The 24,613-nt window shown below is 63.7% G+C and carries 19 protein-coding genes and 1 pseudogene; 10 read left to right on the forward strand and 10 right to left on the reverse strand.

Annotated features, from left to right (window positions below; translation table 11 throughout):
- Positions 1-278 precede the first annotated feature (278 nt).
- A complete protein-coding gene (locus H3V53_RS22055; protein WP_336599755.1) occupies positions 279-1,178 on the reverse strand; it encodes a DMT family transporter in 900 nt (299 codons plus the stop codon).
- Positions 1,179-1,331: 153 nt separating this feature from the next.
- Between H3V53_RS22055 and H3V53_RS22060 the strand changes: the two genes are divergently transcribed.
- The 3 genes from H3V53_RS22060 (at position 1,332) to H3V53_RS22070 (ending at position 3,550) form a co-directional block, all read left to right on the forward strand.
- Positions 1,332-2,249, forward strand: a complete 918-nt coding sequence (locus H3V53_RS22060; protein WP_336599756.1) for an AraC family transcriptional regulator — start codon at positions 1,332-1,334, stop codon at positions 2,247-2,249.
- Between the two features lie 175 nt (positions 2,250-2,424).
- Positions 2,425-2,649, forward strand: coding sequence for a hypothetical protein (locus tag H3V53_RS22065; RefSeq protein WP_336599757.1), 225 nt, complete (start codon positions 2,425-2,427; stop codon positions 2,647-2,649).
- Between the two features lie 10 nt (positions 2,650-2,659).
- Positions 2,660-3,550, forward strand: coding sequence for an aminotransferase class I/II-fold pyridoxal phosphate-dependent enzyme (locus H3V53_RS22070; RefSeq protein WP_336599758.1), 891 nt, complete (start codon positions 2,660-2,662; stop codon positions 3,548-3,550).
- A 636-nt stretch (positions 3,551-4,186) separates the two neighbouring features.
- On the opposite strand, the gene H3V53_RS22075 is transcribed toward H3V53_RS22070, so the two are convergent.
- The 4 genes from H3V53_RS22075 to H3V53_RS22090 all read right to left on the reverse strand — a co-directional run bounded on the left by H3V53_RS22075 (position 4,187) and on the right by H3V53_RS22090 (position 10,721).
- The gene (locus H3V53_RS22075; RefSeq protein WP_336599759.1) at positions 4,187-7,201 is read right to left on the reverse strand and encodes an FAD-binding and (Fe-S)-binding domain-containing protein; all 3,015 of its coding nucleotides are present in this window, start codon (positions 7,199-7,201) and stop codon (positions 4,187-4,189) included.
- 34 nt (positions 7,202-7,235) lie between these two features.
- Positions 7,236-7,985 carry a 2-keto-4-pentenoate hydratase gene (locus H3V53_RS22080; protein ID WP_336599760.1) on the reverse strand — a complete coding sequence of 250 codons (750 nt, stop codon included), beginning with the start codon at positions 7,983-7,985 and terminating at the stop codon, positions 7,236-7,238.
- Between the two features lie 24 nt (positions 7,986-8,009).
- Positions 8,010-9,287, reverse strand: coding sequence for an MFS transporter (locus H3V53_RS22085; protein WP_336599761.1), 1,278 nt, complete (start codon positions 9,285-9,287; stop codon positions 8,010-8,012).
- A 213-nt stretch (positions 9,288-9,500) separates the two neighbouring features.
- Positions 9,501-10,721, reverse strand: coding sequence for a pyridoxal-phosphate-dependent aminotransferase family protein (locus H3V53_RS22090; RefSeq protein ID WP_336599762.1), 1,221 nt, complete (start codon positions 10,719-10,721; stop codon positions 9,501-9,503).
- Positions 10,722-10,868: 147 nt separating this feature from the next.
- Between H3V53_RS22090 and H3V53_RS22095 the strand changes: the two genes are divergently transcribed.
- A complete protein-coding gene (locus H3V53_RS22095) occupies positions 10,869-11,594 on the forward strand; it encodes a GntR family transcriptional regulator (RefSeq protein WP_336599763.1) in 726 nt (241 codons plus the stop codon).
- Between the two features lie 72 nt (positions 11,595-11,666).
- Here H3V53_RS22095 and H3V53_RS22100 read toward each other — a convergent pair whose 3' ends face one another.
- From H3V53_RS22100 to H3V53_RS22120, 5 genes are all read right to left on the reverse strand, one after another.
- Positions 11,667-13,010 (reverse strand): MFS transporter, encoded by a 1,344-nt coding sequence (locus tag H3V53_RS22100; protein ID WP_336599764.1) that lies wholly within the window; start codon positions 13,008-13,010, stop codon positions 11,667-11,669.
- Positions 13,011-13,072: 62 nt separating this feature from the next.
- The gene (locus tag H3V53_RS22105) at positions 13,073-14,026 is read right to left on the reverse strand and encodes a hydroxymethylglutaryl-CoA lyase (RefSeq protein WP_336599765.1); all 954 of its coding nucleotides are present in this window, start codon (positions 14,024-14,026) and stop codon (positions 13,073-13,075) included.
- Positions 14,023-15,216 (reverse strand): CaiB/BaiF CoA transferase family protein, encoded by a 1,194-nt coding sequence (locus H3V53_RS22110; RefSeq protein WP_336599766.1) that lies wholly within the window; start codon positions 15,214-15,216, stop codon positions 14,023-14,025. Before H3V53_RS22110 ends, H3V53_RS22105 begins: the two co-directional genes overlap by 4 nt.
- A gap of 111 nt (positions 15,217-15,327) precedes the next feature.
- Positions 15,328-16,254 carry a LysR substrate-binding domain-containing protein gene (locus tag H3V53_RS22115; protein WP_054923700.1) on the reverse strand — a complete coding sequence of 309 codons (927 nt, stop codon included), beginning with the start codon at positions 16,252-16,254 and terminating at the stop codon, positions 15,328-15,330.
- Positions 16,255-16,352: 98 nt separating this feature from the next.
- Complete coding sequence (locus H3V53_RS22120; protein ID WP_336599767.1) at positions 16,353-16,496, reverse strand: hypothetical protein; 144 nt, start codon at positions 16,494-16,496, stop codon at positions 16,353-16,355.
- A gap of 146 nt (positions 16,497-16,642) precedes the next feature.
- Between H3V53_RS22120 and H3V53_RS22125 the strand changes: the two genes are divergently transcribed.
- The 6 genes and pseudogenes from H3V53_RS22125 (at position 16,643) to gsiB (ending at position 24,571) form a co-directional block, all read left to right on the forward strand.
- Entirely contained in the window at positions 16,643-17,599 is a 957-nt protein-coding gene (locus H3V53_RS22125; RefSeq protein ID WP_336599768.1) for a GlxA family transcriptional regulator, read from the forward strand.
- 69 nt (positions 17,600-17,668) lie between these two features.
- A complete protein-coding gene (locus tag H3V53_RS22130; protein WP_336599769.1) occupies positions 17,669-18,415 on the forward strand; it encodes an SDR family oxidoreductase in 747 nt (248 codons plus the stop codon).
- A 573-nt stretch (positions 18,416-18,988) separates the two neighbouring features.
- Positions 18,989-19,942, forward strand: coding sequence for a MurR/RpiR family transcriptional regulator (locus tag H3V53_RS22135; RefSeq protein WP_336599770.1), 954 nt, complete (start codon positions 18,989-18,991; stop codon positions 19,940-19,942).
- Positions 19,939-20,931, forward strand: coding sequence for an isoaspartyl peptidase/L-asparaginase family protein (locus H3V53_RS22140; protein WP_336599771.1), 993 nt, complete (start codon positions 19,939-19,941; stop codon positions 20,929-20,931). The genes H3V53_RS22135 and H3V53_RS22140 overlap by 4 nt, the downstream gene beginning before the upstream one ends.
- Before the next feature lie 30 nt (positions 20,932-20,961).
- Positions 20,962-22,920 carry a dipeptide ABC transporter ATP-binding protein gene (locus H3V53_RS22145; protein ID WP_336599772.1) on the forward strand — a complete coding sequence of 653 codons (1,959 nt, stop codon included), beginning with the start codon at positions 20,962-20,964 and terminating at the stop codon, positions 22,918-22,920.
- A gap of 89 nt (positions 22,921-23,009) precedes the next feature.
- Positions 23,010-24,571: pseudogene (gene gsiB, locus H3V53_RS22150) on the forward strand (glutathione ABC transporter substrate-binding protein GsiB).
- The last annotated feature ends 42 nt before the right edge of the window (positions 24,572-24,613 follow it).

The raw sequence follows: 24,613 nt of genomic DNA on the forward strand, positions 1-24,613 counted from the left end.
CGCCAGCAGCGCGGCGGCGACGCAGGTTGAGGCTTTCACGGTCGTGTCCTTGCGAGAAGCAAAACAGTGGCGAATGCAGGCGCATTTTTCCAATGCGCTCGAGCGGCAGCATTTGCCATTCCGTGCGATGGATGACTCAATTCGCATGGAACATGATTTAACTATTTCTTATCTTCTCAAATCGGCGTACGACCGCCTCCTTTAAATAAATCGAATGGCGATTTTTTATGCTTTTATTCGTATTGAATGGGCATCAGCTTTGACGTTCGCAGTGGAAATCAGGCGGCGCACGCGCGTCGCGCGAACAGCCGCCGTGTCAGGCCAAACGCGACCAGATTGCCCGCCACCACCAGCACGAGACCCGCCACGGCGAGCGCCGACCAGCGGTATCCCTCGAACACGGTCGACACTGCCAGCGCGACGAAGGGAAACAGCACCGTGCAATAGGCGGCCCGTTCGGGCCCGATGCGCCCGACCAGCATCAGGTAGGCCGTGAAGCCGATCACCGAGCCGGGCACGGCGAGATAGACGAGCGCGCCCAGATAGCGCGCGTCCGTGTCGAGCGCGAAAGGCAAGCCCGCCGCCAGGCTGCCGAGCGTCAGCACGCTCGCGCCGATCAGCATCGCCCAGCTATTCGTGACGATGGGATGCAGCCCCATCGACTGCATGCGGCTCGACAGCAGATTGCCCGCCGAGAAGCACATCGTTCCCGCGAACGCGACGGCGAGTCCGATCCACTCGGCCTGATCGCCGAGATGCCCCGCCATTTGCTGCAACGACAGGCACGCTATGCCCGCCAGCCCGAGAATCGCGCCGACGATGGCCGTCGGCTGCAGCGGACGGCCCATGAAAAGCCGGCCGTTGAGCGAATTGAGCAGCGGCGCCGTCGAGAACACGACGGCCACGAGGCCGCTCGGCACGATGCTTTCGGCGTAGTAGAAGCACAGGAAGTTCACGCAGAAGAGCGCCAGCCCCTGCGCGGCGAGAAAGCGCCACGCGGCACGCGGCGGCCATACCGGCCGTCGCATGATTTTCAGCAACGCCAACAGCACGATGGCAGCCAGCCAGAAGCGGCACGCAATCGAAACGGGCGCCGGCACGACGCCGAGTTGCCACTTGATCGCGATCCAGGTCGTGCCCCAGATCAGCACGGTCACAACATACAAAAGCAGATTCATGATTTGAGCGCCAGACAAGACATTGGCGCCGACTATGCGCCTGCGCACGTCCGTTCGATTGTCCAGAATTGCGCACTTTTGGCCGACAGCCCGACGCCCGGTGCAAGCTCGCCGTATACTTCCGGCAACCGTATCGTCTCTCGCGCCGCTCCCGTGAACACACCGTCTATCGTCTCGACCGATCCCGCCGCTCCGCCATTCGGCCTGCACTCGGTCTGCCAGACGCTGAGCCAGGCGAACGCGACGCTCGACCGCTTTGCATGGCTGGGCGATCAGCTCGCCGTCGCCATCTGGACGCGCGAAACGGAAGAAGCCGAGACGATCTACGAGCAGCCCGGCCATCACACGCTGTCGTGCTATCTGGACGGCGGCTACCGCACCGAGCGACAGAAACTGCCGGGGCGCTACGGCGCGCCGAGCCGCCTGTGCGCGCTGCCCGGCGATCACGAGTCGCGCTGGTGGGTGCGCGGGCACATGCATTTCATGCATCTGTATTTCCTGCCCGAACACTTCACGCAACGCGCGATCCGCGAACTGGACCGCGAGCCGCGTGAACTGACGCTCGCCGACCGCACCTATTTCGAGGACGAGCAGATCGCGGCGCTCTGCCAGTCGCTCGCGAACGACGGGTGGGACGACGCCGACGGCCTGCTGCGCGCGAACGCAACCGCGCATGAGGTGTTGAGCCTGCTGTTGCGCTCGCAGGGCGTGAACCGCACGGGCGCCGTGCTCAAAGGCGGGCTCGCGGTCGCCACGCGGCGCCGGTTGCGCGACTACATCGACGCGAATCTCACGCAGCCGTTGACGCTCGGCGAGCTGGCGCGCGTGGCGAATCTGTCCGAATTCCATCTCGCGCGGATGTTCCGTGCGTCGTTCGGCCTGCCGCCGCACGCGTGGATCGCGCAGCAACGGCTCGAACGCGCGCGTGTTCTGCTGCGCACCACTTCGCTGCCGCTCGCCGACATCGCCACGCAATGCGGCTACGCGAACGCGAGCCACTTCAGTCATCGCTTCCGGCAAGGCGCGGGGGTGTCGCCTGCCGTCTATCGCCAGGTGCTGCGCGGCGGTTGACACGCCGCGTCGTGCAGCGCGCCGCCGTCAAGGCGTACGCTTTCCGCTGATTTCCCCCTTTCCACCAGATCTGGCGCGATCCGGTGCTGCGCGCTCGCGCGCGCTTTGCAATATTTGTCTATTTGAGACAAATAAGTCTATACTTGGTTTTGGGCTTTCACTCGAGGAAGAACTCATGCAAATCAGGGAATTCGGAGTCGAACGCTGGATGGATCTCTACGAGAACCATTGCGAGCTGAATCTTGCGGAAACGTGTGTCGAATCGCTGACAGTCGGTGAGTTGCTGAAGATCGCGGGCAAGGAAAACGCGCTGCTCGGCGAGATTCTGCCGATGAAGCTGACCTATGGATCGATCGACGGCACGGAGCGTTTGCGCCGCAAATGTCGCGGCGCTGTATGACAGGCAGGACGTGCCCAATGTGCTGATCACGCACGGCGCGATCAGCGCGAACGCGCTCGTCTACGAGACGCTCGTCGAACCCGGTGATCACGTGATTTCCGTGTTGCCCACGTACCAGCAGCACTATTCGATTCCTGAGAGTTATGGCGCGAAAGTTGGCATTCTGCGGCTGCGCGAAGAAAACGCCTTTCTGCCCGATCTCGACGAACTCCGGCGCATGGTCACGCCATCGACGCGCGTGATCGCGATCAACAATCCGAACAATCCGACCGGTTCGCTAATGGACCGCGCGTTTCTCGAACAGATCGTGCAGATTGCGCGTTCGTGCGGCGCGTACGTGTTGTGCGACGAGGTGTATCGCGGTACCGACCAGGAAGGCGATGGCTTTACGGCATCGATCGCCGACATCTACGAAAAGGGCATCAGCACGGGCAGCGTATCGAAGACGTGGTCGCTTGCGGGCCTGCGCGTGGGCTGGATCGTCGCGCCCGTCGAATTGCTCGAGCGCGTGCGCACGCATCGCGACTACAACACGATCAGCGTCGGCATGCTGAACGATCTGCTTGCCGCAATCGCGCTGGAGAACCGCCACGCGATTCTCGAACGCAACCACGGCATTTTGCGCACGAACCTCGCGTTGCTCGATGCGTGGATTGCCGACGAACCGTTGCTGTCTTACGTCAAGCCGAAGTCGGGGACGACTGCGCTCGTGCGGATCGATATCGATATGACGTCGCGGGATTTTTGTGTGGCGCTGATTGAGAAAACAGGCGTGATGTTTACGCCGGGTAGCGCGCTTGATGTCGAGGGCTATGTGCGCATCGGGTACACGAATAATCGCGATGTGCTGGTCGAGGGGTTGGGGAGAGTGTCGGGGTTTTTGCGGGGATTTGGAGGTTGATGTTCGGCGGCTCGGGTGGCGTTTTCTGCCTTCCATGTCGGGCTGTTGCCCCAGTAGTACTTCTTAATTGACGGCTTGATGAAAGTTCTGAATGCAGACCCGCTTAGGCGGGTCTTTTTTTGTCCTGCGTCTAGGGTGATGCGATTCCGGAGAAATCTGCTGGTGGGCTTTCGCGGCGTTGCGTGTAATTGGGAGTGAGGTATTTCGGCACCCGGCCAGATCTACGGGCAGTACCCGCAGATCCACTTCGAGATCGTCTGCGACGACGCGAACCTGAAGAAGATCATCAGGCGTGCGCCGGGAAGACGGAACTCTCATGTTATTCAGCGCAACTACGCCGGTCAAAAAGAAGCAAACGGCTAGCCCCGGGGAAATACTCTATGAGGCTTTTCCAGCATGCCCGGTAACTACAAGGACGGGTCGTCGTCAGCAATCAGTGACGATTGCTACGAGCTGGTGAAATCGCAAAAGGATACAACCTTATCCATGCCATATTGGATTGGACCGACATCCTTCATCGTTCAAAGGCGCATGCTGTGAAGGAAGCGCCGGCTATCTTGCGGTCAGTCAGGCTGAAGTAAGCCCCACAGCGGCGGGGTCGCCTCCGCCTCATCGACTATGGTGTCCTGTCGCACGTTACCTCAACGCCCTCTCCAACACACGCGCGACATGCAGTGCCTCAACCCCGGCACCATCATGAATCTGATGCCGACAGCTCGTGCCGTCGGCCACCATCACGGTATTTGCATTGATAGCGCGCACAGCGGGCAGCAACGACAATTCCCCCATCGCCATCGAAGCCTCGTAATGCTCCGCCTCATATCCAAAGCTGCCCGCCATGCCGCAACACGACGATTCGACCGTCGATACCTTCAGATCGGGAATCCACTTCAGCACGGTTTGCACGGGCGACAACGCATCGAATGCCTTCTGATGACAATGCCCGTGCAGCAACGCCTGGTCCACATCGCCCAAGGGCTTTAACGCCAGATTCAGCCGACCGGCCTCGCGCTCGCGAACCAGAAACTCCTCGAACAGCATCGCGAGCCCGGACAGACGCTCGGCCTCTTCGCCAAAGCCGTACTGCAGAAACTCATCACGCAACGACAACAGACAAGACGGCTCCAGCCCCACAACAGCCACGCCGCGCGCCACGAACGGCCGAAACGCATCGAGCATCCGTCGCGCCTCCCGCTTCGCTTCATCGACGAGACCCGCCGCGAGAAACGTTCTGCCGCAGCAAAGCGGGCGCTCACCCGCGAGCGCGTTGAAATGCACCGTATAGCCTGCCGCTTCGAGCACGCGTTGCGCGGCGCGCGCGTTCTCCGGTTCGATGCTGTTGTTGAACGTATCGACGAATAGCAGCACCTCTTTCTGTGCCGTCGTCGCGGCGCCTGGCACGCGAGCCTTCACGACGGCATCGGCGAGAAACGGTCGGACGAAGCGCGGCAACGAACGCTGCGGCGCAAAGCCGAGCGCGCGCTTGAACCACGCCGTGTTGCCCACCGACGCGAACACGCCCGGCATGCACGCCGCAAGCGACGCATAGCGCGGCATGAACGCGATCATCTTCTCGCGCAACCGCACACCGTGCCGTTGCGCCCGCGCAGCGCGCGCCTCGATCTTGAACTTCGCCATGTCGATGCCCGTCGGGCAATCGCGCTTGCAGCCCTTGCACGACACGCACAGATCGAGCACGTCCTTGACGTCGTCGCTCGCGAGCCCTTCCGCGCCGAGCTGGCCCGACAGCGCGAGCCGCAGCGTATTCGCGCGCCCGCGCGTCACGTGCTGCTCGTCTTTCGTCACGCGATAACTCGGACACATCGTGCCCGCGTCGAACTTGCGGCAATGGCCATTGTTGTTGCACATCTCGACGGCTTTCGCGAGTCCGCCCGCAAGATCGCTGCCCGTGCCCGGCGCGCTTTCCACGCCCGTCATCGGATCGCGGGTCACATTCCACGCCGACCAGTCGAGCGCAGGCATCATCGCGCGCTCCTTGTATCCAGGCGCGAAGCGGAAATTGCGCGCGTCGTCCATCTTCGGCGGACGCACGATCTTGTCGGGGTTCATCCGGTTCTGCGGATCGAACAGCGCCTTGATCTCGCTGAACGCCTTGTTGATGCGCGGACCGTACTGCCACGCCACCCATTCGCCTCGACACAATCCGTCGCCATGTTCGCCCGAATACGCGCCCTTGTATTCGCGCACGAGCGCGGCCGCTTCTTCGGCGATCGCGCGCATCTTCGTCGCGCCGTCGCGGCGCATGTCGAGAATCGGCCGCACGTGCAGCGTGCCGACGCTCGCGTGCGCATACCACGTCCCTTCCGTGCCGTGGCGATGAAACACTTCCGTCAGACGGCTCGTGTACTCCGCGAGATGTTCGAGCGGCACCGCGCAGTCTTCGATGAACGACACGGGCTTGCCGTCGCCCTTCATGCTCATCATGATGTTCAGGCCCGCCTTGCGCACTTCCCACAACGCTTTCTGTTCGCTCGCGCCGGGCATTTGCACGACGGAATCGGGCAAGCCGAGATCGTCCATCAGCTGCGTCAATTGTTTCAGCGACGCGAGCTGTTCATCGCGATCCTCACCCGCGAATTCGACGAGCAGAATCGCTTCGGGCTTTCCGACGAGTGCCTTCGCGATCACCGGCTTGAACGACGGGTTGCTCATCGCGAGATCGATCATCGTGCGATCGACCAGTTCGACGGCGACGGGCTTCAGCTTGACGATGTGTTGCGTCAGATCCATCGCCTGCCAGAAGGTCGGGAAGTTCACCACGCCGAGCGCCTTGTGCGCGGGCAGCGGCGCGAGCTTCAACGTCAACTGGCGGCTGAACGCGAGCGTGCCTTCCGAACCGACCAGCAGATGCGCGAGATTCGCAAAGCCATCGTCGGTATAGGCGCGCGGATTCTGGCAATCGAACAGATCGATGTTGTAGCCCGCGACGCGCCGCAACACCTTCGGCACCTGCGCGACTATCTCGTCACGTTCGCGCAGTGCAATCGCCTGCACGCTTTCCACTATTTGCTGCAAGCGCGCTCCCTGCGGCGCGTCGCGCAGCGTGGCGAAATGCGCTTCCGTTCCGTCCGCGAGAATCGCGTCGATCGCTTCGACGTTATGCACCATGTTGCCGTATTCGATCGAGCGCGAGCCGCACGAGTTGTTGCCGGCCATGCCGCCGATCGTGCACTGCGCCGCCGTCGACACATCGACGGGAAACCACAAGCCATGCGGCTTCAGCCATGCATTCAGATGATCGAGCACGACGCCGGGCTCGACTGTCACCGTGCGTTGCGCCTTGTCGAACGCGATAACCTGATTCAACCATTTGCTCGTATCGACGACGAGCGCCTCGCCAACCGTCTGTCCGCATTGGCTCGAACCCGCGCCCCGCGCGAGCAGCGGCACGCGCTCGCTGCGTGCGATGTCGAGCGCGACGCGAAGATCGTCCTGATCGCGCGGCACCACGACGCCGATGGGCGTGATCTGATAGATCGACGCGTCGGTCGAATAGCGGCCGCGGCTTGCGGCGTCGAACAGCACATCGCCGCGCAGTTCCTTGCGCAAACGGTTCGCCAGCTGCGTGCTCATGCGCGCCGCCGACGGCACGAGATGAATCGGTTTGACGAGCAGGTTCGGGTTCGACATGAGCTTCGGCCGGAAAGAGGCTTGAAAAGCAGGGCTATTCGAGCGTGACGCTCACGGGCGCAAGCCCTTCGATCTGCCCGCGCGCCGTGCCCGCATGCTGCGGAAAGAACATGCCCGTGTACGAGCCAGTCGTCACGACGATGTCGGGCGTCACCGCTATTCGATGATGCTGCGTGCAGTGATTGACGAGCCACGTCAGCAAACGCCGCGGGTCGCCGCACGGATTCGAAGGCGTAGCCTTCACCACGTCCTGCCCGTCGAACGTGAAGCGAAGGGCGGGCGCGACGAACGGAAAATCGCGCCGATACTTCGAGAACTCGCCGACGATCAGCGCGCCATGATTCTGCAGGTCGGCGAGTTGCGCGAGCTTGTCCACGTTCGGCCACTGCGCGAAGCGGCTCGCGACGATCTCGATGGTCGCCGCCATTGAATCGATGGCGGCGAGCACTTCGACTTCGTGATACGCGTTCGCGGAAGGCTCGAAAGCTCGCCCGAACCGAAACGCAATCTCCAGTTCAAGCCCGAGCGGCGTGTAGTGCGCGCGCGGCAAACGTGTGCCGTCAAGATGAAGGTCTGTCGAAGGCAGCGGCGCGCCCTGGATCGCGCCCTCGGCGGATTTCGCGCCGATCTTCCAGCCGCCGATGCGGGCGCCGCGCTGCGCCAGCAACGCATGCTGGATCGCGTACGCGGCGTTCATATCGGCGGGAACGAGGTCGGGGGACAGCGACGCGAGCGTCGTGTGGTCGGCGCGCGCGTCGGCAAGTTGTTGGCTCAGCATGGTCATTCGAACGTTAGCGTGGTGCACGCCTCACGGCGTGGCGGGTTGCGCGCCCGGCTCTGCGCCGACCGCGAAGCGGCTTTCGGGTTGCATGCGGAAGGCGAGCACGACGCCGATGGCCATCAGCAGCATGCTGCCCGCGAACGGCAACTCCCAGTTGCCGAACGTGTCGATCAGATAGCCGGACAGCACGGGCGAAATGATGGCCGCGAGCGCCGAGCCCGTGTTCATCATGCCGCTCGCCGTGCCTGAATATTCCGGCGCGATGTCCATCGGGATCGCCCACATCGGGCCGATCGTCATCTCGGCGAAGAAGAAGCCCGCCGACAGACACACCATCGACACATACAGGTTGTGCGTGAGCATCAGCGGCACGAGCGACGCGAGCGTGAGCAGCATGCAGATCGACACCATCCAGCTGCGCGCGCGCTTGAGGCTACCTGTGCGCTCGAAGAGTTTGTCGGTAACGATGCCGCCCAGCGTATCGCCGATCACGCCCGCGAAGAACACGGCCGAAGCGAATACTGCCGACTTCTTCAGGTCGAGCTGATAGCTGTGCAGAAAGTACTGCGGAATCCAGCTCAGGAACAGCCACAGCGTCCAGCCATAGCAGAAGTACACGATCGTCACGGGCGTCATGCGCTTGAAGAGGGCCTTCCACGGCACGTTCGCGGCCTTTCCTTTCGGCTTGGGCAATACGTCGAGTTCCGCCTGCGTGATGCGGCGATGCTCTTTCGGATACTCGGTGAAGGTCAGCGCCCACACGATGACCCACAACAGGCTGAATGCGCCGCAAATATAGAACGATTCGCGCCAGCCCCACGTCGTCATCACGAGCACGATCACGCCGGGCGCAACCGCATTGCCGATGCGCGCCGCCGCGTGCGTGATGCCCTGTGCAAAGCCGCGCTTTTCTTTCGCGACCCAGCGCGACATCGCCGCCGTCGCGGCGGGAAAAGTCGCGCCTTCGCCGAAACCGAGCAGCAGCCGCGCGAACAGCAGCGAGACGAGGCCGCCCGCGAAGCCAGTCAGCAGCGTCGCGAATGCCCAGATCGCGCCGCATGCGATCAACGTGCGTTTCGCGCCGAAGCGGTCGCTGACCCAGCCGCCGATGATCTGGAACACGAGGTACGGATAGGCGAAGGCCGAGAACACGAGGCCGATTTCCGTATGCGAAAGATGAAACTCCTTGCCGAAGCCCGCCGCCGCCGTGCTGACGTTGACGCGGTCAAGGTAAGTGATGAAGTACATGATGCATAGCATCAATAGAACGATACTGGTCGCACTGGTCACACGAAACCGCTTCATCGTCTGTCTCCGTTGCTGGTGAACGGCGTGTTCGCGCGGCGTGTCCGGCCTTCATGCCGCGCGAACCGCCGTCTGCAGGGTCTGCCGTTGGCGTTGGTCGCGTCGTTGGTGGTTTGCTTGCGTGTTTGTCTTTCTGTTCTTGCGATGCGTCGCGCTGGCCAGGCGCGCGGTACTTCGTGGTTGTTTTTGCTTCAACGGATGTTTATCGGCAGATCACGCGACGGCTTTGAGCTTTGGCGCGTTGGGCTGCGACATCAGGAACGACATCGCGGCGGACAAACCGCTCGCGGCAACGGGCACGCCCGCGAGCTGCAAGCCCATTTCGCAGCCTGCCAGCGTCGCCATCAGCGTCAGGTCGTTGCAGTCGCCGAGATGCCCGATGCGGAACATGCGCCCTTTCATCTTGCCGAGGCCCGTGCCAAGCGACATGTCGAACCGTTCGTAGATGACCTTGCGCACGGCGTCGGCATCGATGCCTTCCGGCATCATCACGCCCGTCAACACCGGGCTATAGACGGCGGGATCGGCGCATTGAATCTCGAGGCCCCACGCGCGCACCGCGCGCCGGCACGCTTCGGCGAGACGGTCGTGACGCGCGAACACGTTGTCGAGCCCTTCGCCGAGAATCATGTCGAGCGCTTCCGAGAGCCCGTACAGCAGGTTCGTGTTGGGCGTGTACGGCCAGTAGCCGCTCTTGTTCATGTCGATGATTTCGGTCCAGTCCCAGAACGCGCGCGGCAGCTTCGCCTGCTTGCCGGCTTCGAGCGCCTTCTGCGACACGGCGTTGAAGCTGATGCCAGGCGGCAGCATCAAGCCCTTCTGCGAACCGGAAACGGTCACGTCGACGCCCCATTCGTCATGACGATAGTCGGCGCACGCAAGGCCCGAGATCGTATCGACGAGCAGCAGCGCGGGATGGCCCGCTGCATCGATCGCGCGGCGCACGGCGGCGATGTCGGAGGTGACGCCCGTCGAGGTTTCGTTGTGGACGACGCACACGGCCTTGATCGCGTGCTGCGTGTCTTCGCGCAGACGCGCTTCGATCATTTGCGGCTGCACGCCGCGCCGCCAGCCTTCGATGCCGGGAAGCCCGAGAAACTCCGGCTTCAGGCCAAGGTTCTCGGCCATCTTCTTCCACAGCGTCGCGAAGTGGCCCGTCTCGAACATCAGCACGTGGTCGCCGGGGCTCAGCGTGTTGGAGAGCGCCGCTTCCCACGCGCCCGTGCCCGACGCCGGATAGATGACGACAGGCTGCTGCGTCTTGAAGATCTTCTTGATGCCTTCCAACACCTTCAGGCCGAGCGCGCCGAACTCGGGGCCGCGATGGTCGATGGTCGGATAGCTCATCGCCCGCAGGATGCGGTCGGGCACCGGGCTCGGACCCGGAATCTGCAAAAAGTGGCGGCCTGCGGGATGAAAGTCGAGCTTCAGCATCGGTCGATCTCCTCAATTTGAATTTTGCATGCAAAAAACTATAACAAAGAGACTGTGACAAACCCAAGGCAGTGTTTACCCCTGCTATCACCGCCATACACGTCCGTTGCTTTAAAATTGGTGCACATCGTGCTTGAGGATTTTTGTATGCAAAATTCGGACATTGACGCAGGCCTGACGCCGCCGCCCCTGATGCCGAAGGTCGAACGCCAGCGTTTGCACGACACGGTGGTCGAGCACATCCGGCGCTTCATCGTCGAAGGCGCGTTGGAGCCGGGCAAAAAACTGAACGAGCGCGAACTGTGCGAGACGCTGGGCATTTCGCGCACGCCGCTGCGCGAGGCGCTGAAGGTGCTCGCGGCGGAGGGGCTGATCGAAATCGAGCCGAATCGCGGCGCGTCGGTGTCGAAGATGTCGGAAGCCGAGATGCGGGAGATGTTCGAACTGATGAGCGGACTCGAAGCGTTCTCAGGCGAACTCGCCGCCGAGCGGATGACGGCGGCCGAACTCGGCGAGATCAAGGCGCTGCATTACGCGATGCTCGCGTGCCGCGCGCAGAACGACCTGGCCGGTTACTACAGCCGCAACCAGGCGATCCACGACAAGATCAACGAAGCCGCGCGCAATTCGGCTTTGCGGCAGACGTATCTGTCGTTGAATCGCCGCTTGCAGGCGATGCGCTTTCGCTCGAACTTCCAGACGCCGAAGTGGGACAGCGCGATTCACGATCACGATGAAATGCTGAAGGCGCTTGAAGCACGCGACGGCAAGCGTCTGAGTGCGATCTTGCGGCAGCATCTGCTCGACAAGCGCGATGCAGTGTTGCAGGTGCAATCGCGCGAAGATGCGGCGGCAGTGAAGTTGAAGGCGTGAATCAACGGCTCAAATGAAAAACGCACGGCGCGATGCCGTGCGTTTTTTGTTCGTGATGCGTGCTTCAACGCATCATGTTTTCGTAGGCCCGGTGTGATCCTTCTGGCGCAACGACTGCGGCAAGCCAACCAGCACGATCAACGCGCAAATCAGGCTCAACGCGCCGATCACATACAGAGCGGGGGTCGTGCTGCCCGTTACGTCGCGCACGCGTCCCACCATCACCGGGCTCACGATGCCGCCCAACTGTCCCAGCGTGTTGATCAGCGCGATGCCGCCCGCTGCGCCCGCGCCCGTCACGAGCTTCGGCGGCAGCGCCCAGAAGGCGGGAATCGAAGCGATCACGCCGCCGCCCAGCACGGCGAGCGCGACAACGAGCATGGTCGTCTGCTTGTCGAAGAAGCCGGCTGCGAAGAACCCGACGGCTGCCATCAACAGCAACACGCTGACGAACTTGCGCCGCTCGCCCGACGCATCCGACATCCGCCCCACCACCACCATGCAGATTGCGCCGCAGATGTAAGGCACGGCCGTGAGCAGACCGATGATCGTCGGGCTCTGCGTGCCTGCGCTGCGAATCAGATGCGGCGCCCAGAAATTCAGGCCATACGAGGCAATCTGGATGAGGAAATAAACAAGGCCGAGCGTGAGGAACCCAGGCGTGCGAATCGCGCCGAGCAGCGAATGACCGTGCGTGGTCGGCTGCGCCTGTTGCGCGATCTGACTCGACAAATACGTTTTCTCCGACGGCGACAGCCAACCCGCGTCTTCGATACGGTCCTTCAGCACCTTCAGCACAAGGATGCCCAGCACGACGCACGGCAGGCCGCCGAGCATGAACAGCCAATGCCAGCCGCGAATGCCGAACACGCCGTCCATCTGCCCGAGCACGAGGCCCGAGATCGGCGCGCCGACCAGACCCGAGAACGCCGACGCGAGGAACAACAGCGACGTCACGCGTCCGCGATAGCTCGCCGGAAACCACAGCGTCAGATAGTAGAGCACGCCCGGCGCAAAGCCTGCTTCCATCGCGCCGATCACGAAGCGCAGCCCGTAGAACTGCCATTCGTTGTTGACGAACACCATCGCGGCCGTTGCGAGACCCCATGAAATCATGATCCGCGCGATCCATTTGCGCGCGCCGACCTTGTACAGCAGCAGGTTGCTCGGCACCTCGAACAGCACATAGCCGATCACGAAGAGACTCGCGCCGAGGCCATACGCGGTGTCGGAAAAGCCCAGATCGCTTTGCAGCTGGAACTTCGCGAAGCTGATGTTGATGCGGTCGAAGAACGCGAACAGATAGCAGATCATGATGAGCGGCATCAGCCGCCACGTGACCTTCCTGATGATGTCGGCGGTCGCCGATAGTGTGTTGTCGCGGCTGTCCGCCGCGACTGCGTTGGGTGTGCTCATGCCTGTCTCCTTGTTGGCCGGATTCGCCGTCCGGTCGTCGATGTCGTTCGTGTGGATGAACTTCAGATACTGCGCACGTAGTCGGGAACGGGGTGCACATCGCAATTGCGGCCCGCTTTCATCAACTGACCCGGCACGTCATGCCCCAGCAGCGCGGGCAACGTGCGCGACAACGCGATCAGCTTTTGCAGGTCGATGCCCGTCGGAATGCCCATCTCGTCGCACAGGTTGACGAGGTCCTCCGTGCAGATGTTGCCCGACGCGCCCGGCGCGAAAGGACAGCCGCCGAGGCCGCCGAGCGCCGCATCGAAACGCCGCGCGCCGGCTTCGTACGCGGCCAGCACATTCGCGAGACCCAGGCCGCGCGTGTTGTGAAAGTGCAGCGTGAGCGCGGCGGCGGGCACGCGTTGCAGCACGCGTTTGACGAGCCGCGCAACCTGGCGCGGATTCGCCATGCCCGTCGTATCGGCGAGCGTGATGCCGTTGATGCCCATCTCGCGATACGCATCGACGATCGACACCACGCGGTCTTCGTCGATCTTGCCTTCGAACGGACAGCCGAACGCCGTCGCCACCGTCGCATTCAGCGACACGGGAAAGTGTTTCGCAAGCCGCACGATGTCGCCGAATGCATCGAGCGACGCCTCGCAACTCATCCGCATGTTGGCGCGGTTATGCGTCTGGCTCGCGGACATCACGAGATTCAATTCGTCCGCGCGCGCGTTCAACGCGCGCTCGGCGCCCTTCACGTTCGGCACCAGCGCGACGAAGATCACCCCTTCGCGCCGTTGAATCTGCGTGAATACGGCTTCGCCGTCGCGCAACGCAGGGATCGCCTTCGGCGACACGAACGAGCCCGCCTCGATGCGCGTAAAGCCCGCCGTCGACAGCTGATCGATCAACGCGATCTTATCCGCCGTTTCGACCCATGTCGGTTCGATCTGCAAGCCGTCGCGCGGTGCGACTTCCTGCACGATCAACGTGTCGAAGCGAATGTCGTCCTGATCGAATTTCATTGCACGGCTCCTTCGCGGCGCAGCCGCTCGATGTCGCTCTGTTCATAACCGAGACCGGCCAGCACGCTCGACGTATGCTCGCCGAGGGCGGGACCTTGCCAGCGCACTTCACCCGGCGTGTCGGACAGCTTCGGCACGATGCCCGGCATCTTCACCGACGCGCCGCCCGGCAATTCAGCCGCGAGCAGCATGTCGCGCGCTGCGTAGTGCGGATCGGCGACGATGTCGGCCACGGAGTAGATGCGGCCCGACGGCACTTCCGCGCGTTCGAGCGCGTCGAGCACGTCGTCGATCGAATGGTGCGAGGTCCACGCGGTGATCGCGGCATCGAGCATCGCGCTTTGCGCGACGCGTCCGTCGTTGCGCGCGAGCGCGGGATCATCCGCGAGATCGGGACGGCCGATCACCTGCATCAGCCGCCTGAAGATCGGGTCGCTATTGCCCGCGATCACGACGAAGCCGCCGTCTTCCGTGCGATACGTGTTGGACGGCGCGATGCCCGGCAACGCGCCGCCGCTGCGCTCGCGCACATGGCCGAGCAGGTCGTATTCCGGCACGAGGCTTTCCATCAGGTTGAACACGCTTTCGACGAGCGATACGTCCACCACCTGTCCGTCGCCCTGCCCCGTCTTCACGCGCAGCAGCGACATCAGCGCGCCGATCACGCCGTGCAGCGATGCAAGCGAATCGCCGAGGCTCACGCCGACGCGCGCGGGCGCGCCGTCGACGTCGCCCGTCGTATAGCGGATGCCGCCCATCGCTTCGCCGATCGCGCCGAAGCCGGGACGATCGCGATACGGCCCGGTCTGTCCATAACCGGAAATGCGGACCATCGTGAGCTTCGGGTTGATCGCGTGCAGCACGTCCCAGCCGAGGCCGAGCTTTTCGAGCGCGCCGGGGCGCAGGTTTTCGATGACGATGTCGGCGTCGGCGGCGAGACGCTTGACGACGTCGGCGCCTTGCGCCGACTTCAGATTCACGCAGATCGACTTCTTGTTGCGCGATTGCAGATACCACCAGAGCGAGGTGCCCTCGTGCAGCTTGCGCCATTTGCGCAGCGGGTCGCCCGTTTCGGGCGCTTCGATCTTGATGACCTCCGCGCCGAACTCGGCGAGCAGGCGCGCGGCGAACGGCGCTGCGATCAGCGTGCCGATCTCGACGACGCGAATACCCTGCAACGGACCACTCATGATGCTGTCTCCAATCTTTGTTTCAGGTTGGAGACAAGGTTAGAAGCGAGACTGCGGGAGCGTCCAACCGCATTTCGCCAACGACCGTTCGCGGTTCACGAACGCTCTGCGCTAAGCCTTGCCGGACAAGGCTTCCACCGACCTCAGATGATCGAACAGCAGGCGCGCGACGGGCGACAGACGCGCCGGATCACGCGTGACGATGATGAGATCGCGCTCCGCCCATTCGTCCGACAGCGCCACGCAGGCGAGACCGAGCGGCCGCCCCATGATGCGGTACACGTTGATGGGCAACACGCCGACGCCCATGCCCGCCTGCACCATCCGGCACACGGCGTCGAAGCCGGGCACGTGGATGCGCAGCTTCAGCGGCTTGCCCGCCTGGCGCGCGGCCATATGCGTGCGCGCGTTGATCGAACTCGCCGAATGCAGGCCGACGTGGTCGCTGTCGAGCGTGTCTTCGAACGCAATGCTTTCGCGGTTGGCGAGCGGATGATCGTCGCGCATCACGACGCACAACGCGTCGTGCCGATAGTGCGTCACTTCCAGGCCGCGCGCGTCCGCTTCGCCCGAACAGATGCCGAGATCGGCGAGACTGTCCGCGACCGCTTCGACGACGCCCGCGCTCGGCCGCTCTTCGAGGTCGATCTTCACGCGGTCGTTGGCGGCGAGAAACGCCCGCAAGTCTTCCGGCAAAAATTCGACGATCGCCGACAGGTTCGCCATCATCCGCACGTAGCCGCGCACGCCGCTCGCGTGGCCCGCGAGTTCGATGCCGATGTTCTCGATGTCGCGCATCACGCGCCGCGCGTGATGCAGCAGCGTCTCGCCTGCGGGCGTGAGCGTCATGCCGCGCGCATTGCGCTGAAAGAGCGTCGCGCCTACCGCCTGCTCCAGTTCGAGAAGACGCTTGCTCGCCGCGGACACGGCGATGGCCTCGCGTTCCGCGGCGCGTGTAAGCGTGCGTTCCTCATAGACGGCGATGAAGAGTTGCAGGGTCGTGAGGTCGAGGCGGCGAAGCAGGTTCTTCAGGACCATGTCGGGAGAAAGACGCAATGAAGTTGCGCCATATTGTGCCGCGAGCGCGGCGTGAACGCTCGCACCCGGCGCTAGCAGCCCGCGCTAGCACCCGATATTCAATCCAGCCCGGCGAACGAAATGGGATCGCTGGCAGGGAACGTATCCATCAGCGCCTGATCGATCATGTCATCGCGATACTCGAAGCGCGCCGCGTGGTCCTGCATGTCGGCATTGCAGGCAGATTTGCTATGCTGTTCCATCCTGGGTTCCTCCCGTGTGCGGGGTGTCGATGGCTTCAGTATTGTTGCCCGCGAGGCCGTCATCAACCTGCGCGCGCCGTCGTTTGCTGCCAGGCGCACGTCGTCTGCTGCCGTTTTCGTTCATGCGCCGTCTGCGAGGTCACTGAATGCCGAGCGTTGCCATCGCGATCTTTCCAGGCGTGCAGGCGCTGGATGTCGCCGGTCCCGTCGATGTATTCGCCGAGGCGAATCTGTTCATCGACGGCCGCGACCGTTATGAGGTGAAGCTCCTTGCCGCCGACAGCGCGCCGTTGCGCGCGTCGAACGGCATCACGCTGACGGCCGACGAAACATTCGATCGTCATGGCGCGTTCGATCTCGCGCTGATGGCAGGCGGCCCGGCGCTGCCCGAGAGCGTGCCCGATGCGCGACTCACTGCGTGGCTCGCGAACGTCGCGTCGCAATGCCCGCGCTACGGCTCTATTTGCACAGGCGCATTCGCGTTGGGCCACGCGGGCCTGCTCGACGGACGCAACGTCACGACGCACTGGCAGCACGCGCAACAACTGGCGACGCAATTTCCGAAAGCGCGCGTCGATTTCGACCGCATCTATCTGCGCGACGATCGGCTCGTGACGTCGGCGGGCGTGACGGCGGGCATCGATCTCGCGCTCGCGCTCGTCACGGAAGACCACGGCCCGCAGACCGCGTTGAAAGTCGCGAAGCGCCTGGTGGTGTTTTCGCAGCGCCAGGGCGGGCAGTCGCAGTTCAGCCCTTACCTCACGGCGCCCGCCGACGAAACCTCGCCCGTCGCGAAGGTGCAGGCCCATGTGATGGCCAACATCCGGCACAACTTCACGGTGAAGCAGCTTGCCGATGTCGCGGGCATGAGCGCGCGCAACTTCGCGCGCATCTTCGTGCAGGACACGGGCGTGACGCCGCACGAGTTCGTCGAACGCGCGCGGATGGACGCGGCGCGCAAGCTGCTGGAAAGCAGCGGCGCCGCGCTGAAGACGGTGGCCTACGATTGCGGCTTCGGCACGGCCGACCGCATGCGCATCGTCTTCACGAAGCGCATCGGCGCGACGCCGAAGCAGTATCGCGAGCGCTTCCGGCAGGACTGATCCGCGCGGCGGCACACGTTCAGTGTGCGTGAGAAAATGGCAAGCTCATCCAATATCTCGCACATCGACATGAACGCTACTACTTCTGTTCGCGCCATCGTCACGGGTCATACGCGCGGGCTCGGCGCGTCTCTCGCCGGGCAACTGCTCGCTCGCGGCATTGCGGTGCTGGGTCTTTCGCGTTCGCGCAACGCGTCGCTCACGGGTCAAGCCGGCTTCGATCAGGTCGAAGTCGATCTTTCCGATGCGCAACGTCTCGCGCAGTTTCTCGCGGGCGATACGCTGGCCAGCTTTCTGAAAGGCGCGCAGACCGCGCTGCTATTCAACAATGCGGGCGTGGTGCAACCGATCGGTCCCGTCGAAACGCAGGACGCCGCCGCCATCGCGCAAGCCGTCGCGTTGAACGTGTCGGCGCCGCTGATGCTGTCGAGCGCGTTCGCCGCCGCGAGCCCGGATGCGAGCGACCGGCGCATCGTGCATGTTTCGAGCGGTGCGGCGCGCCATCCTTATTCCGGCTGGAGCATTTACTGCGCGACCAAGGCCGCGCTCGATCATCACGCGCGCGCCGTCGCGCTCGACCAGAATCGGGCGCTGCGCATCTGCAGCGTCGCGCCGGGTGTCGTCGATACGAACATGCAGGCAGAGCTTCGCTCGACGGGCATCGACAAGTTTCCGATGCGTGAGAAGTTCGAAGAGTTGAAGCGCAGCGGCAAGCTGTCGACGCCGGAGGAATCGGCCGTCAAGCTGATCGACTATGCGTTGAGCGAGACGTTCGGTGCCGTGGCGACGGCGGATGTGAGGGAGTTGCCGCAGTAACCCTCTTTCAGCGTGTCGGATAGCGGAGTCCCGAAAAGCCTCACCTTTGAACGACGCTGCGCATAGCGGCGGTACGCAGAACGCACCCGCGCCCTTTTGCGCGCCCGCTCGAAAAACAGAAAAGTCCCTTGAAAATAGGGACGTTCTCATTTTGGGCTATCGCCCCGCGCGGGCACCTGCGGTGCAAAAACGCGCAATACAAAACTCACTCCCGAAAACCCTCACCTCACCACCTAAAACAAAAACAAAGAGCCACGACACACAACCGTCGCGCATCGTGGCCCGACATAAAGACGGCTAGCGGATAAAAAAGCGCAAGCCTCCCGTTGCTTCCGCACTTTCCCTTCGTCTGGCCATCCCAAGAAACTGCACAGCCAGCGGCGCGAGAGATGGCACCACTGCAGGCAGAGAACGCCAGATGCCGAATCCGGCGCCAGGCGGGCCTTTGCACGTTCGGGCTTCGAGCCGCTCCCCGTACAAACCCCTATCCGAAAGAAAATTTATTTTCATCGGATAGTTTTCATGTAAATTCGCTTTCACTTTCGATCCATCACAATCCGACCGCAACGTTCGATGTCCCGTCACAGCCCCAGGTCCCCCGTTGCCGCCGAGCCCGCTATCGCCGCGCGCATCACTGCCGCGATGGCCGTCCTCACGCCGGTCCATCGGCGCATGGGCGAATTCGTGCTGGCCAACCAGTTCCGGGCCGCGACCATGCGCATCGACGAGCTGGCGAACGCCGTCGGCGCCTCGGTCGCGACAGCAAACCGCTTCGCCCGCGCGCTCGGCTTCGACGGCTATCCGGCGTTTCGCGAAGCACTCGTGCGAGGCTTCGAGGCGACACTCGCGCCCGTCGAGCGCTTACGCTCGGCACAGGAATCGCAAACAACGGGCGACGAGCTTTTCGGCGCATCGCTCGAACAGGCGGCCGCCAATCTCAGCACGACGCGTCACGCAATCGACAACGCCGCGGCGCAGGCCGCCGTCGAGGCGATCATCGCCGCGCGGCGCGTGTTCATCCTCGGCTCCGGCGCGAGCGCGTTTCTGGCGAGCCTGATGGAGCACAACCTGCTGCCATATCACGACAACGTGCAATCGCTTGCGCTGATCGGAGGGCCGACACACGCCGCGCGCCGCCTCTTCAACGCGCGCAAGGGCGATCTCGTGATTGCGATCGCGTTCCCGCGCTATGTCGACGATACGATCGAGCTCGCGCGCCGCGCGGCCAGTCTCGGCGCGGACGTGCTTGCCTTGACCGACGGTCCGGCGTCGCCGCTCGCCGTGCTCGCGACCCGCTCGCTCTTCATCCGCGCGGAGCGGCGGCTCGCGGCAACTTCCGAGGCGACCGTCCTCGCCGTGATCGAAGCGTTGTGCGACGCCGTTGCGTACCGCGCGAAGCGTTCCGCGCAGTCCGCCGCCGAGATGACCGGATTCGTGCTGCCCTGGCTCACCGACACCTCGGCGCTGCGCGACCACCCGAACCCATCCACGCGGCCCACCACTACGAAGGCAAAGAAAAAGCCATGAACACCAAAGCCGTAATCGCGATTCACGGCGGCGCGGGCACGATCGTGCGCGCGTCGATGGCCTCCGACATGGAAGCGCGTTACCACGCCGAATTGCGCGCGGTGCTCGTCGCCGCGCAGCAGGTGCTCGCCGACGGCGGCAGCGCGCTCGACGCCGTCACGCAAGCCGTGCGCCTTCTCGAAGATTGCCCGCTGTTCAACGCCGGGCACGGCGCCGTGTTCACGTCGGCGGGCACGCACGAACTCGACGCTTCGATCATGGACGGCCGCACACTCGAAGCGGGCGCGGTGTCGTGCGTGAAGCGCGTGCGCAATCCCATCGTCGCCGCGCGCCACGTGCTCGAGTACAGCGAACACGTGATGTTCACGGCGGAAGGCGCGGAAGCGTTCGCCCAGGCGCAGGGACTCGATTTCGTCGATCCGTCGCACTTTCACACCGACGCGCGCTATCGTCAGTGGCAGCTTGCGCGCGAGCAGCAGCGTGCGATGCTCGATCACGACGGCGCAACACTCGCCGCGCAAGACGCCGCCGTCAACGACGACGCGCTGCCGCACGAACCCATCGATCCCAACAGCAAGTTCGGCACGGTCGGCGCGGTCGCCGTCGATCTGTACGGCCACGTCGCCGCCGCGACGTCGACGGGCGGCATCACGAACAAGCAGTTGGGCCGCGTCGGCGATGCGCCGCTCATCGGCGCGGGCTGCTATGCCGATGACGCCACCTGCGCCGTGTCGACCACGGGTTCCGGCGAGATGTTCATGCGCATGGTCGCCGCCTACGACGTAGCCGCGCAAATGGCGTATCGCGGCGTGACGTTGGAGGAAGCGGCCAACGACGTCGTCATGAACCGCTTGCCGCGCATCGATGGGCGCGGCGGCCTGATCGCCGTCGACGCACGCGGCAACGTCGTGCTGCCGTTCAACACGGAAGGCATGTATCGCGGCTACGCGCGCGTCGGCGAAGCGGCCGTCACGGCGATCTACCGCTAGCCGCAACGCTCACGCCAATCACTGCCTCAGATGCCGGGAGAAACCATCGTGCCGAACACGCCTGACAAGACCCGTCCGCTCGATAACCTGCCGCCGCAATGCGTCGTCGATATCGACCGCCTGACGGTCTCGTTCCGTCGCGGCGACAGCACGTTCAACGCGGTGCGCGACCTGTCGCTGTCCGTCGATCGCGGCGAGACGCTGGCGATCGTCGGCGAGTTGGGCTCGGGCAAGTCGGTGACGTCGCTCGCGTTGATGCGTCTCGTCGAACATGGCGGCGGACGCATCGCGAACGGCAGCATCGCGTTTCGCAGACGCAACGGCAGCGTGCTCGATCTTGCGCGGGCCTCGCAAGCGACGATGCGCTCCGTTCGCGGCGCGGACATCGCGATGATCTTCCAGGAGCCGATGACATCGCTCAATCCCGTCTTCACGGTTGGCGACCAGATCGGCGAAGCGATTGCGCTGCATCAGAACATGAACCGCAGCGAAGCGCGCGCGCAAACGTTGCGCCTGCTCGATCTCGTGCGCATTCCCGAGGCGCGCCGCGTGGCCGCGCGCTATCCGCATCAGTTGTCGGGCGGCATGCGGCAGCGCGTGATGATCGCGATGGCGCTGTCGTGCAAGCCTTCGCTGCTGATCGCCGACGAGCCGACCACCGCACTCGACGTGACGATCCAGGCGCAAATCCTGCAGCTGATACGCGGCCTGCAGGACGAGATGAACATGGGCGTGATCTTCATCACGCACGATATGGGCGTCGTCGCCGAAGTCGCGGACCGCGTGCTGGTGATGTATCGCGGCGAGAAAGTCGAGGAAGGCGAGTCGGCCCGACTGTTCGCCGCGCCCGCGCATCCCTATACGAAGGCGCTGCTCGCCGCCGTGCCGAAACTCGGCTCGATGCAGGGCACGAATGCGCCCGCGAAGTTCCACCTGCTCACACTCGATGGCGAGCACGCGCACACATCGCACACGTCGCACGCAGCGCGCGCGGTACATGACGACGCCGCACATGGCGATGCCGCACATGGCGATGCCGCGCAGTACCAGCCTGCCCAACCGGTTCTGCGCGTGCGCGATCTCGTTACGCGCTTTCCCGTGCGCAGCGGCCTGTTCGGCAAGCTCACGGGCCGCGTGCATGCCGTCGAGCGCGTCAGCTTCGACCTGCATGCGGGCGAAACGCTCGCGCTGGTCGGCGAATCGGGTTGCGGCAAATCGACGACAGGCCGTTCGCTGTTGCGTCTCGTCGAAAGCCAGAGCGGCAGCATCGAGTTCGACGGCAAGGACATCAGCTCGTTGAGCGGCCCTTCTTTGCAGGCGCTGCGGCGCGATATCCAGTTCATCTTCCAGGACCCGTTCGCGTCGCTCAATCCGCGTCTGACGGTCGGCTTCTCGATCATGGAACCGCTGCTCGTGCACAACGTCGCGAGCGGCAAGGAGGCGCAGGATCGCGTCGCATGGCTGCTCGACAAGGTCGGTCTGCCCGCCGACGCCGCGCGCCGCTATCCGCATGAATTCTCAGGCGGCCAGCGTCAGCGCATCGCGATTGCGCGTGCGCTCGCGCTCAATCCGAAAGTCGTGATCGCGGACGAGTCGGTGTCGGCGCTCGACGTCTCCGTGCAGGCGCAGATCGTCAATCTGATGCTCGACCTGCAGCGCGAACTAGGTGTGGCGTATCTGTTCATCTCGCACGACATGGCCGTCGTGGAGCGCATCAGCCATCGCGTCGCGGTGATGTATCTCGGACAGATCGTCGAAATCGGCCCGCGTCGCGCGGTGTTCGAATCGCCGCAGCATCCGTACACGAAGAAGCTGATGGGCGCCGTGCCCGTCGCCGACCCCGCGCGGCGGCACGCGAAACGCGTGCTGGCCGCCGACGAATTGCCGAGCCCGATTCGCGCGCTCGACGACGAACCCGCCGTCGCGCCGCTCGTCGCCGTCGGGCCGGATCATTTCGTGGCCGCGCACCGGATCGGTGGCGCTTACTAGTCAACCCAGCCGTCTCACCTCAACCAGAAGCCGCGCGGACCAGCGGCACGACAACAAGCAGTTCACTTGCTCAGTGGAGTTCTGAAACGATGACTACGCCTTCCCTGCTTCAACCGTTGCGCCTGCGTTCGCTCGTGACGAGGGCGCGCTGGTCTTTGCGATGCTCGCTTGCGGTGCCGCCCACGCCGCGCAAACCGCCGTGATGGCCGTCGACTCGACGTTCACGACGCTCGACCCGTACGACGCCAACGACACACTGTCGCAAGCCGTGTCGAAATCGTTCTATCAAGGCCTGTTCGGCTTCGACAAGGACATGAAGCTCGTCAACGTGCTGGCGACGAGCTACGAAGCGAGTCCCGACGCGCGCGTCTACACGTTCAAGCTGCGCCAGGGCGTGAAGTTCCAGGACGGCACCGACTTCAACGCGGCCGCCGTGAAAGCGACCTTCGAGCGCGTGACCGATCCTGCCAACAAGCTGAAGCGCTACAACATGTTCAGCCGCATCGAGAAGACGGAAGTCGTCGATCCGTACACGGTGAAGATCACGCTGAAGGCGCCTTTCTCGGCGTTCGTCAACGTGCTCGCGCATCCGTCGGCCGTAATGATCTCGCCCGACGCGATCAAAAAGTACGGCAAGGATCTCGCGTTTCATCCCGTCGGCACGGGTCCGTTCGAACTCGTCAAATGGGACCCCGCTGGCGACCTGACGGTGAAGAAGTTCGACGGCTACTGGAAGAAGGGCTATCCGAAGATCGACGAAATCGACTGGAAGCCGGTTGTCGACAACAACACGCGCGCGGCGCTGGTGCGCACGGGCGAGGCGGACTTCGCGTTCCGCATTCCGTTCGAGCAGGCGGGCACGCTGCAATCGAGCCCGAAGCTCGACATCATCGCCACGCCGTCGATCATCAACCGCTACGTCAGCCTGAACACGACCAAGAAGCCGTTCGACAACCCGAAGGTGCGCGAGGCGCTGAACTACGCGATCAACAAGGAAGCGCTCGCGAAGGTCGCGTTCGCGGGCTATGCGGTGCCCGCCGACGGCGTGATTCCCGAAGGCGTCGATTACGCGACGAAGCTCGGCCCGTGGCCGTACGATCCCGCGAAGGCGCGCGCGCTGCTGAAGGAAGCGGGCTATCCGAACGGTTTCGAAACGACGCTCTGGTCCGCGTACAACAACTCGACGTCGCAAAAGACGATCCAGTTCGTGCAGCAGCAACTGGCGCAAGTCGGCGTGAAGGCGAGCGTCGAGGCACTCGAAGCGGGCCAGCGTGTCGCGAAGGTGGAAAGCGCGCAAGACCCGGCGACGGCGCCCGTCCGGATGTACTACATCGGCTGGTCGTCGTCGACGGGCGAAGCGGACTGGGGCATCACGCCGCTGCTCGCATCGTCGTCGATCCCGCCGAAGCTCGTGAACACCGCGTACTACAAGAACGATAACGTCGACAGCGATCTGACCAAGGCGCTCGAAACGACGGACCGCGCGCAGAAGGCCGCACTCTATGGCGACGCGCAAAAGCGCATCTGGACGGACGCGCCGTGGATTTTCCTCGTCAAGGAAAAGATCGTGTATGCGCGCAGCAAGCGGCTCTCGGGTGCGTATGTCGCGCCGGACGGCTCGTTCAACTTCGATGAAATCGCGTTGAAGTAAATCGTATGTCCGACGCTGTGCCCGAAGCGAGCGATGCGCGTT

Origin of the sequence: Paraburkholderia bengalensis, assembly GCF_037126505.1 — a bacterium.
In the GTDB taxonomy this organism is placed as follows: domain Bacteria; phylum Pseudomonadota; class Gammaproteobacteria; order Burkholderiales; family Burkholderiaceae; genus Paraburkholderia; species Paraburkholderia bengalensis.

Coding starts and splice junctions, on each gene's coding strand:
- H3V53_RS22125 (WP_336599768.1), top strand. CDS start 16,643: ATGCCGAGCGTTGCCATCGCGATCTTTCCAGGCGTGCAGGCGCTGGAT.
- H3V53_RS22105 (WP_336599765.1), bottom strand. CDS start 14,026: ATGAAATTCGATCAGGACGACATTCGCTTCGACACGTTGATCGTGCAG.
- H3V53_RS22090 (WP_336599762.1), bottom strand. CDS start 10,721: ATGCTGAAGCTCGACTTTCATCCCGCAGGCCGCCACTTTTTGCAGATT.
- H3V53_RS22140 (WP_336599771.1), top strand. CDS start 19,939: ATGAACACCAAAGCCGTAATCGCGATTCACGGCGGCGCGGGCACGATC.
- H3V53_RS22115 (WP_054923700.1), bottom strand. CDS start 16,254: ATGGTCCTGAAGAACCTGCTTCGCCGCCTCGACCTCACGACCCTGCAA.
- H3V53_RS22130 (WP_336599769.1), top strand. CDS start 17,669: ATGAACGCTACTACTTCTGTTCGCGCCATCGTCACGGGTCATACGCGC.
- H3V53_RS22065 (WP_336599757.1), top strand. CDS start 2,425: ATGCAAATCAGGGAATTCGGAGTCGAACGCTGGATGGATCTCTACGAG.
- H3V53_RS22080 (WP_336599760.1), bottom strand. CDS start 7,985: ATGACCATGCTGAGCCAACAACTTGCCGACGCGCGCGCCGACCACACG.
- H3V53_RS22085 (WP_336599761.1), bottom strand. CDS start 9,287: ATGAAGCGGTTTCGTGTGACCAGTGCGACCAGTATCGTTCTATTGATG.
- H3V53_RS22095 (WP_336599763.1), top strand. CDS start 10,869: ATGCAAAATTCGGACATTGACGCAGGCCTGACGCCGCCGCCCCTGATG.
- H3V53_RS22120 (WP_336599767.1), bottom strand. CDS start 16,496: ATGGAACAGCATAGCAAATCTGCCTGCAATGCCGACATGCAGGACCAC.
- H3V53_RS22075 (WP_336599759.1), bottom strand. CDS start 7,201: ATGTCGAACCCGAACCTGCTCGTCAAACCGATTCATCTCGTGCCGTCG.
- H3V53_RS22100 (WP_336599764.1), bottom strand. CDS start 13,010: ATGAGCACACCCAACGCAGTCGCGGCGGACAGCCGCGACAACACACTA.
- H3V53_RS22145 (WP_336599772.1), top strand. CDS start 20,962: ATGCCGGGAGAAACCATCGTGCCGAACACGCCTGACAAGACCCGTCCG.
- H3V53_RS22135 (WP_336599770.1), top strand. CDS start 18,989: ATGTCCCGTCACAGCCCCAGGTCCCCCGTTGCCGCCGAGCCCGCTATC.
- H3V53_RS22055 (WP_336599755.1), bottom strand. CDS start 1,178: ATGAATCTGCTTTTGTATGTTGTGACCGTGCTGATCTGGGGCACGACC.
- H3V53_RS22110 (WP_336599766.1), bottom strand. CDS start 15,216: ATGAGTGGTCCGTTGCAGGGTATTCGCGTCGTCGAGATCGGCACGCTG.